Here is an 8,728-nt window from a genome sequence, read left to right on the forward strand (position 1 = left end):
CAATATTCTCATTGGGTTTAGTTTTCTCGCATGCACTGCTATGTTTGATGCTTTTGAAACGATTATTACCCATAAGAATCATGTACTTAGTCGTTATTCTTTTTTAATTTTTATTTTTGGAAGTATCATTGCTATTGCTCATCATTATCGAAATCTCTTAACCCGTTTACAAACTACTAATCATCTTCTCGAAACACAAATTAGCCTCATTAATCATAGTAAGTTAATGGCAGAACGTAATGAACAGGTTTTTTACAATATATTTTATAGTAGTATCGATCCCATTTTTATCACTGACGACCAGCTACATATCATAGATTACAATCTTGGTACAGCCTATTATTTTACTTTTAATAGTAAACAGCTAAGTGATAAAAACACCCTCTTTGATATTTTACCTATGGATAATGATTCCAAGTTAAAACTAAAAACCACCATAGCAATATATAAACACCATGTATCATGCAGTTTTAAACAAACAGTTCGTATCATAGCACCATATAATGCTTCAAAACACTTACTACAATCATACACATTACATGTAGACAAACTCAACTACAACGAATCACCGCTTTTTTCAATTAGAGTAGTACCAATAAAGACAAAATTGGACTTTATGAGTTTAAAATGGAGCCGCGGAAGTTATACTATAGATAGTTCACCAGAACAAGCGGATTTACTTAGCCAACGATTAACAGCGGCCCTTTACTACTTTATAACAGAACAGGGTTCAGAGCTTATTCGAACAGGTATCCATGAAATGTTGCTTAATGCAATAGTACATGGAAATAAAAATGATCCACAAAAGAAGGTTTTTGTTAAATATATATTCACTCCTCGCAAGGTACTTATTCGAATAACCGATCAGGGGAATGGCTTTGATCACATCAGTATTTTAAAAAAGGTCCAACTGCACGATAATATATATTTAAAAAACCACCAGGGAATATTTATTACACTTGGAGCCTTTGATTATGTGACTTATAATGAAATAGGAAACCAGGTAACCCTGGGTAAAAATGTATATAACAAGGAAGCAGAACATGAAACTTAAATTAGTACCCAGAATTTTTCTTTTCCAAGCACTTTTATTCTCTTCAATTTATTTATACGCATTGCCAAGTATCCCTAATACATCAGCTTTTTTTATTGATTTAAACACCCTTCCAATATATGTACATTTAGGTTTTAATCAACGGCTTATTTCATCAGTTCCGGATACCAACGATACTGCCTGGCAGGTTTTTCCGCCTACACCAGAGGGACCTCGAATTGTTCGTTATCTGGAAATTGATGGAATACCGAAAAAAAAATTCTTGAGTATTACAACCTATAAACCTATTGAAACAACCTTTGTTATTCCTTTTATGGTCAATACAAAAACACTTACCGGGATAGTCCCTGGGTTACATCTTGCTTCCATTGGTGATAATTGGGAAATTTACCTGAATGGCACCCTTATTAAATCTGAGCTGCACTTGAATTCTACCGGCTCTATAACATCCCATAGAAGTTATCGTGATGTATACCTACCCATCAATCCTGATCTCTTTGTAGATGGGCAAAACATTATAGCCTTCAGAATTATTGGAGAGCCCACTAATACACCGGTTGGCTTTTTCTTTTCTCAACCCTATGTCATTACCGACTACACATCAATTGAGGCATCTAACAACGATGTCTGGAAATTTGCCCTTTGTGCAATCTATATATTTATTGGTCTTTACCATATAGTTCTCTATTTATTCAGACTACAGGATCGATATAACCTATTTTATGGGTTCTTCTCTATAGATCTAGGACTCTATTTCTTTGCAAGAATTCATACGGTTTATCAGTTTATCCCTGATTCAGTATTATTAATGAAACTTGAGTTCATTACACTCTACATGGTCATGCCATCGGTCAGTGCATTCATTGAAACCTTGAGTATCAATAAGACTCGATGGGGAACCAGAATAATGGCAATGTATTGCGGGATATTATCTTTGGGAACTATTTTTTCATCCCTTGCGTTTGCCCACGATCTTTTAAAAATTTGGCAATACAGTGCCCTCTTTATAGTGTTCTATATTTTTGGATACGCAGTTTTGTGGGACTTCTTCTCCACCGCCTTTCGACGATGGAAACGAACCGCTCAGGTCAACAATCATTCAGGTTTTGGAGGTCAAATATGGCATGATCTCATTAAAACGCCCCTTGGAAATGTGGCTATTGGAGCTTCCATTCTGTTTGCAACTGCACTCTTTGATATTTTAGATTCCATCTTTTTCCTTACCGATGCGGTGCTTTCCCGCTATGGACTATTCATCTTTACCATCGGCAGTGCGTTAATTCTGGCCAATCGATATGGGTTCTTATTTAAACAGCTTAATTATGCCAATGTAAATTTGGAAGAACGTATCAATGATCTCAGTGTAGCAAAAGCTACTGCCGAACGAAATGAACGAAAATATCGTAGCCTTTTTAATGGAACAAAAGATCCTATTGCATTGTTGGATAAGGATTTCCGATTTAAGGAATGCAATGGAGCGGGTATTGATTATTTCAATCTTGAAGGAGTAGATCTTTCCTATACCAGCGAGAAAACCCCCAAACTTACAGACCTGCTTTATGAAGATCAGCGGGAACATATTTCTTTAGCAGAACGGTTTGAAAGTATTCGTGAACGACTGCTTACTTCAAAACAGATTGTTGAAGTTCAAGCACAGATGCGTTCTCCCCTCGGAGAATTTAAATCCTGTTCACTGCGCATGGAAAGCATAAAAACTTCTGATGAACTTGAAATATTAGTTCGAGTGATACCAGATATTCAGAATGAATTAGTACATGCTTTTATTGAAGGGCGGGAACGTTTTGAAATAGAAAACACCCTCACCGCAGCAGATGAAATTAGCCGCCATATCTGTATCAATCTCGGGAAATACATGCCCCAGGAAGATGCTAATTTTGCAATGGTATGTGTTCGAGAAATCATTATTAATGCTATTGAACACGGAAATCTTGAAATTACTTTTGATGAAAAGTCAAAGGCACAACGAGAGCGAAGGTATTTTGAGTTTTTACAAGAACGGAAAGACGTTCCTCAATACAAAGACCGGCGGGTCCAAGTAGAATATTCTATAACACCGCAGAGGGCTCTCTTTAGGGTAACAGATGAAGGCAAAGGGTTTGATCATCGTACCTTTTTAAAAAGAGTAGCTAATCCCAGTCCAGAAATTTTGGAACATGGCCGGGGCCTCTTTATGACCCTGGCGGCTTTTGATAGGGTAGTCTATAACGATAAGGGTAATCAGGTAACTCTGGAAAAACGCTTTACAGTCAAGACGTAACTTATATTCCCAGAACCAGCGCTACTAATGGTATGGTGACAATACAGAAGAGGGTAGAAATAAACACCAAAGAACTAGCACTTTCTGCATCAGCACCATAAACCTCAGCAAGGATACTCGTGTTCGCTGCAACGGGCATCGCTGTAACGACAACAGGTAATATGAAGAATAAGCCTCTGAAACCAGCACCATATAATAACAGCCCTACAATCGCTGGCAACACAAGAAGGCGAACCAGGGTGGTGGCATAGCGCTGCCAGGTACCAAGTACAGAACGGAATGGCATTTTACCGAGGATTGACCCAATAACAATCATAGAAAGGGGAGACGTACTATCTCCGGTCATTTTTAATACCTGATAGAGGGATGCTGGAAGTTTTACCGAACCTAAAAAAAATAAAAAGCCCACCATAGTTGCAATAACGCTGGGATTAATAAAGGTTTTCCAGCTTAAAAATAAAGGCCGTTTTCCCTCCCGGGCAATAAGCCAGGCACCGATAGAAAAAGCAAGAAAATTAAAGGGAATATTATAGATGGCAAGATAAAAAAGCGCCTGCTGTCCTAGAACCGCTTCAACAACGGGGTACCCCATAAAGCCCACATTGGAAAAAATAAGCGCATAGCGATGTACTCCCCGTTCTTTTTTTGTAAGGGGTACAAGAAAGGGATATAAAGCGGCTATTATAAATGAAAAACCATATATGACAAAAGAGAGCCCCAACGTCAGTCCCGATTCACCAAGAAGGGCTCTGCTAAAGGGGCGCTGGAGCGAAACCACTATAAGAGCAGGCAGAGATATATTCAGAACAAAGGATGAAAAATGACTGATAGCTCCATCATCAAGAACCCGCAATTTCCTGGCACTATACCCGATTGCAATGAGAAAAAAGAGAACTAATACCTGGGTAATCACATTCATAACAATGAGAGTATACCCGAATCGTTCATCAACTTCTATCCCAATACCGGAAGAAAAAGCTCGCAAGACGTACCAGGGCTTTGCTTTTTTTAACCATGTGTCTCAGCCCCACCATATATAAAATTGCAAGCAGTCCATCAAAGACCTTACGTGAATAGGGATGCCACCAAAGATTCTTTTTAGCCCCCGGTAGTATATCCCTGATAATCACCTGACTTTGCAACATCTCCCGGAACCCTGCTTCGCCATGGGTTCTACCAAGACCTGAGGCACCGAAACCGCCCCAGGGAGTCTCCGCTAAACCGTGGGACATGAGGTGATCGTTTATCATGACTGCCCCAGCACGGATTCTCCGGGCAATTTCATATCCCCGCTTTGTATCCCTAGTCCAGACTGAGCCCGTAAGTCCGTAGATACAGTCATTTGCCAGGGATATAGCTTCTTCATCATTAGCTACTGGAATAACCGCCATAACAGGACCAAAGATTTCTTCCCGCATTACAGGCATATCCCGAGTAACATCGGTTAAAATAATTGCAGGGAAATCGAGGTCAGACCCATCCATATTACCAGCCTGACTGCGAGCATAGATACAGGCACCCCTATCCAGACACACCTGAACCTGCCGACGCACTTCCTCTTTTTGTTGGCGGCTGGTCATACAACCTATATCACAATCCCACTGGACTTTCCCGTCAACTAGAGGAATTCCTACCCTGAGGGCCCTTACCCGGCGGCCAAGGATTTCCAAAAACGCTTCATATACAGATTGATGAACGAACAGGCGCTGGGCTCCGCCACAGGATTGTCCGGCATTTGACAATCCTGCCCACACCAGCCCCGCGGCAGTCCGCTCCAGATCAGCATCGACCCGTATGATAGCCGCATCTGCCCCGCCAAGCTCCAGCACTAATGGCAGGAGCCGCGGGGCGGCCAGGGCCATTAGTTCCCGACCAACGGCTGTAGATCCAGTGAAAAAAAGTTTATCCACACCACCGGCAATCATTGCGGGTCCTGCTTCTTTACCAGGGATCTCAATATATTGGAAGAGCCCTTCCGGTAGGTTAACCGCATCGAAGGCCGCAGCCAGAACACGACCAACCTGAAGGGTATTACTAGCTACCTTTAGGATAACCCCATTACCTGCCAGGAGGGCCATAACTACTTCGGAAAAGGGTATGGAAAAGGGGTAATTCCAGGGAGAAATAATACCCACAACTCCATAGGGTTGGTACACCAGGGTACTGCGTTTATTAGCCAGAAGAATACTACCACCCTTAATTGGCTGGCCCTTCATAAACCATCGCCCCAAACGGCAATAATACCGAACACCTAGTGCTGCCGGAATAATTTCTGTAGCCAGAGCATCGATCATGGTCTTACCAGTTTCTCTGCTTATAATAGCAGCGATTTCTTCCCCATGTTCGGCAAGATAAGGTACAAGACATTTTATAACCCGAACCCGTTCTTCCCAGATAAACCTGGACCAGGCTGACTGAGCAGAGCGGGCTATTTTTATTTTTTCTTCTACAAGATTTACAGCACTACTCATATCCTTACCCTGGTCCATATTGTCATAAATTTCTTTCTTAATCACAGGCCACTTTCGGTTATTGATGCTTAATTAACCAATTCTGCCCAGATGACCTTGTTAGGCCAGACCCCCGAATATCGGCGCTTCATCAAATGAAAGGCCTTTTTTAAACTAATAAACAAAATCGGTAGTTCTGACAGCGGCGTCCTAACTGACAAGCAAACCTGATTATCCTACAATATGCTTGAGCACAAAAAGGATACCCACTATCCACGTTATTATAGTAATATCCTTTATTTTTCCAGTTAGTGCCTTGAGCAAAATATAAGAAAGAATACCAAAAACAAGACCCTCTGCAATGCTGTAGGCGAGGGGCATCATGATGATGGTGAGGAATGCCGGAATGGCTTCGGTAAAGTCGGAGAGATCAATTTCCTTAACTGGACTCATCATAAAAAGGCCGACGAGAATAAGAGCCGGTGCGGTAGCAGCCCCAGGGACGAGCAGGAAGAGGGGAGAAAGGAAAAGGGCCAGCAGGAAAAGAATACCCGTTACCAGGGAAGCAAGTCCGGTCCGACCCCCTTCGGCCACACCGGAAGCACTTTCAATATAGCTGGTTACGGTGCTGGTACCAAGCATAGCACCCACAGCAGTCCCAATGGCATCAGAAAGGAGAGCCTGCTTAACCCGGGGAATTTCTCCCTTTTCGTTAATCAGTCTGGCCTGGGTAGTAATACCGACCAGGGTCCCAATGGTGTCAAAAATATCAACAAAGAGGAAGGTAAAGAAGACGATAAAGAAATCGAAGGTAAAAATTTTATCAAACTGGAACTGTAGGAAGAGCGGAGCCGCAGGCATACTGATGGGAGTCCAATTCTGTGGTACTGTGGTTACCCCAAAGGGAATACCGATTATGGTGGTTCCCAGAATACCAATGAGTAGGGCGCCCTTTACCCGGAAAGCAAGCAGTACTCCACTAAGTACAAGACCGATAAGGGCAACGAGGGCAGGACCTTTGCTGATGGAACCAAGGGAAACCAGGGTTGCATCATTGTTTACAATAATGCCGGCATTTTGCATACCGATAAACGCGATAAATAGACCAATACCGACCGATACAGCCTTTTTAACATTAATAGGAATGGATTTAACAATTGCTTCCCGAACATTAAACAGAGAAAGAATGATGAAAAGCAGACCTTCCAGGAAAACCGCAGTCAGTGCAAGCTGCCAGGGGTAGCCCATGCCGAGGACTACGGTAAAAGCAAAGAAGGCATTCAATCCCATACCAGGAGCCAGGGCAACCGGAAGATTGGCCAGAAGGGCCATACAAATCGTTGCGATGGCCGAAGCCAGAGCGGTAGCGGTAAAAACTCCGCCCGGAATCATACCAGCAGCCTTTAAAATGCCTGGATTGACCGCCAAAATATAGGCCATGGTCATAAAAGTGGTTATGCCAGCCATCACTTCGGTTCGGACGGTGGTACCGTGAGCTTTAAGCTTAAAAAATTGTTCCACGTTTCGCCTCCATTCGTTAGGACGGGCTCATAACCCGGCCAATTTTAACGAACAGCATACGATAAAATGAAAACCAGTGCAACTGAGAATCTCTATGTTTTTTGTTCTTTATGTCAGAAAAACAGATCGGGTATTTCAAACCGGTCCACATCGACCAGACCACGGTCGGTTAATTTGATATGAAGAATAACGGACAGGGCCATGAAGGACAGGGTCATGAGAGGTTGGGTATTGGACACCCCTTCGTTTTAAAAAAAGGCTTCGAAAGCATCGAGCTTTTGGTTCACCTCTGTTGCGCTTTGATTTGTCATGAGGCCCCCGATGGAAAGAGGAAGATCAGCGATAACCCGGTCACCTAAGGTTACCATCAGGCCTCCCCAATTTTATTCAAGTACCGGGTGGCGTAAAGATTGATGTACCATCAACCCCTACGACAATCATAAGGTCTTTCAGGAGGACCATATCAGCCTGATATCCCGGAGCCAGGGCACCAAAGGTCTGGAGTCCATAGCGATCCGCCACATTCAGCGTAGCCAATCGGATTGCATCGTTGGGATCCACGCCGGCGGCCACGAGGAGTCTGAGCATTCGATCGATGTGTCCCTCCCGGACCAGGTCGGTCGGATGCCGGTCGTCGGAACAGAGGAGGAAGCGGCGGGCATTCCTGGGGGTTACCGTTGGAACCAGGGCTTTTAGGTCCCGGGCGGCGGAACCTTCACGGATCATCACATACATGCCCTTGAAAAGCTTTTTAGCAGCCTCCTCCGCACTGGTCGATTCATGATCGAACCGGATCCCCGCGGAAATATAGGCCGACAGGTCCCGCCCCCGAACGGCCGAGGCGTGGCCATCGATAGCCTTACGGGCTTCCCGGAAAATAGCGAGTTTATCCAGCAAGGTCGCTTCACCGGCAATAAGGCCGGGTAAATTGTTCACTTCCCCAAGGCCCAGCACCCGTTCTTCCCGGGCAAATTGATGCATGTCCGAAGCGAAAAGACTGGCACCTGAAATGTCAAAATTGGTAGCTGGTACACAGGAAGGGACCGTCAGGTATACATCCAGGGGAAGACCCTCAGGGGACCACAATGCGGGCATACTCAGCGGGGCTGAGGGGGGAGGACTCGATATGGACATGGGCATCCATAAAGGAGGGGGCCAGGTATAAGCCCCGGGCGTCTATAGATTGATGAGCCGAGAGGCCATCGTTGATATCCACAATACGCTCATAGGCTACCGATACGGTCGTATCCGGCACAAGGCGGCCCTGGAACACATCAACCAGGGTACAGTGCTCGATGTTGAAATCGCAGACCTGTCGGCCCGAAGCAGCAGCAAGGATTCCTGTGTACTGCACGGTGCTACCTCCCCGGGGCTTTTAACCCTTTCTACTAGTGTAACCCCGGGTATAGCCAGCACGCAAGAAAA

Annotated in this window: 7 protein-coding genes and 1 pseudogene; 2 read left to right on the forward strand and 6 right to left on the reverse strand. The window is 44.1% G+C overall.

The genetic code is table 11. The features are described 5' to 3' along the window. The first annotated feature begins 40 nt into the window (after positions 1 to 40). Both SPICA_RS12800 and SPICA_RS12805 read left to right on the forward strand, forming a co-directional pair. Complete coding sequence (locus SPICA_RS12800; RefSeq protein WP_013969907.1) at positions 41 to 1,054, forward strand: ATP-binding protein; 1,014 nt, start codon at positions 41 to 43, stop codon at positions 1,052 to 1,054. Further along, complete coding sequence (locus tag SPICA_RS12805) at positions 1,044 to 3,332, forward strand: ATP-binding protein (RefSeq protein ID WP_013969908.1); 2,289 nt, start codon at positions 1,044 to 1,046, stop codon at positions 3,330 to 3,332. Before SPICA_RS12800 ends, SPICA_RS12805 begins: the two co-directional genes overlap by 11 nt. 1 nt (position 3,333) lies before the next feature. Here the strand turns inward: SPICA_RS12805 and SPICA_RS12810 are convergent, their stop codons facing one another. The 6 genes and pseudogenes from SPICA_RS12810 to SPICA_RS15520 all read right to left on the reverse strand — a co-directional run bounded on the left by SPICA_RS12810 (position 3,334) and on the right by SPICA_RS15520 (position 8,657). Beyond that, positions 3,334 to 4,251 carry an AEC family transporter gene (locus SPICA_RS12810; protein ID WP_041396255.1) on the reverse strand — a complete coding sequence of 306 codons (918 nt, stop codon included), beginning with the start codon at positions 4,249 to 4,251 and terminating at the stop codon, positions 3,334 to 3,336. A 28-nt stretch (positions 4,252 to 4,279) separates the two neighbouring features. Beyond that, positions 4,280 to 5,848 carry an aldehyde dehydrogenase family protein gene (locus SPICA_RS12815; RefSeq protein WP_013969910.1) on the reverse strand — a complete coding sequence of 523 codons (1,569 nt, stop codon included), beginning with the start codon at positions 5,846 to 5,848 and terminating at the stop codon, positions 4,280 to 4,282. A gap of 165 nt (positions 5,849 to 6,013) precedes the next feature. Beyond that, a complete protein-coding gene (locus SPICA_RS12820; RefSeq protein WP_013969911.1) occupies positions 6,014 to 7,303 on the reverse strand; it encodes an NCS2 family permease in 1,290 nt (429 codons plus the stop codon). Between the two features lie 113 nt (positions 7,304 to 7,416). Beyond that, positions 7,417 to 7,671 (reverse strand): annotated as a pseudogene (locus tag SPICA_RS15775) (adenine deaminase C-terminal domain-containing protein). Between the two features lie 19 nt (positions 7,672 to 7,690). Beyond that, entirely contained in the window at positions 7,691 to 8,398 is a 708-nt protein-coding gene (locus tag SPICA_RS12825; RefSeq protein WP_169311887.1) for an amidohydrolase family protein, read from the reverse strand. Next, positions 8,376 to 8,657, reverse strand: a complete 282-nt coding sequence (locus SPICA_RS15520) for a hypothetical protein (RefSeq protein ID WP_041396257.1) — start codon at positions 8,655 to 8,657, stop codon at positions 8,376 to 8,378. Before SPICA_RS15520 ends, SPICA_RS12825 begins: the two co-directional genes overlap by 23 nt. Positions 8,658 to 8,728 lie beyond the last annotated feature (71 nt).

Origin of the sequence: Gracilinema caldarium DSM 7334, from assembly GCF_000219725.1 — a bacterium.
GTDB lineage: Bacteria > Spirochaetota > Spirochaetia > Treponematales > Breznakiellaceae > Gracilinema > Gracilinema caldarium.

Excerpts from the sequence above, each read along its gene's own strand:
- SPICA_RS12800 (WP_013969907.1), top strand. The coding sequence starts at position 41 with ATGTTTGATGCTTTTGAAACGATTATTACCCATAAGAATCATGTACTT.
- SPICA_RS12805 (WP_013969908.1), top strand. The coding sequence starts at position 1,044 with ATGAAACTTAAATTAGTACCCAGAATTTTTCTTTTCCAAGCACTTTTA.
- SPICA_RS12810 (WP_041396255.1), bottom strand. The coding sequence starts at position 4,251 with ATGAATGTGATTACCCAGGTATTAGTTCTCTTTTTTCTCATTGCAATC.
- SPICA_RS12825 (WP_169311887.1), bottom strand. The coding sequence starts at position 8,398 with ATGCCCGCATTGTGGTCCCCTGAGGGTCTTCCCCTGGATGTATACCTG.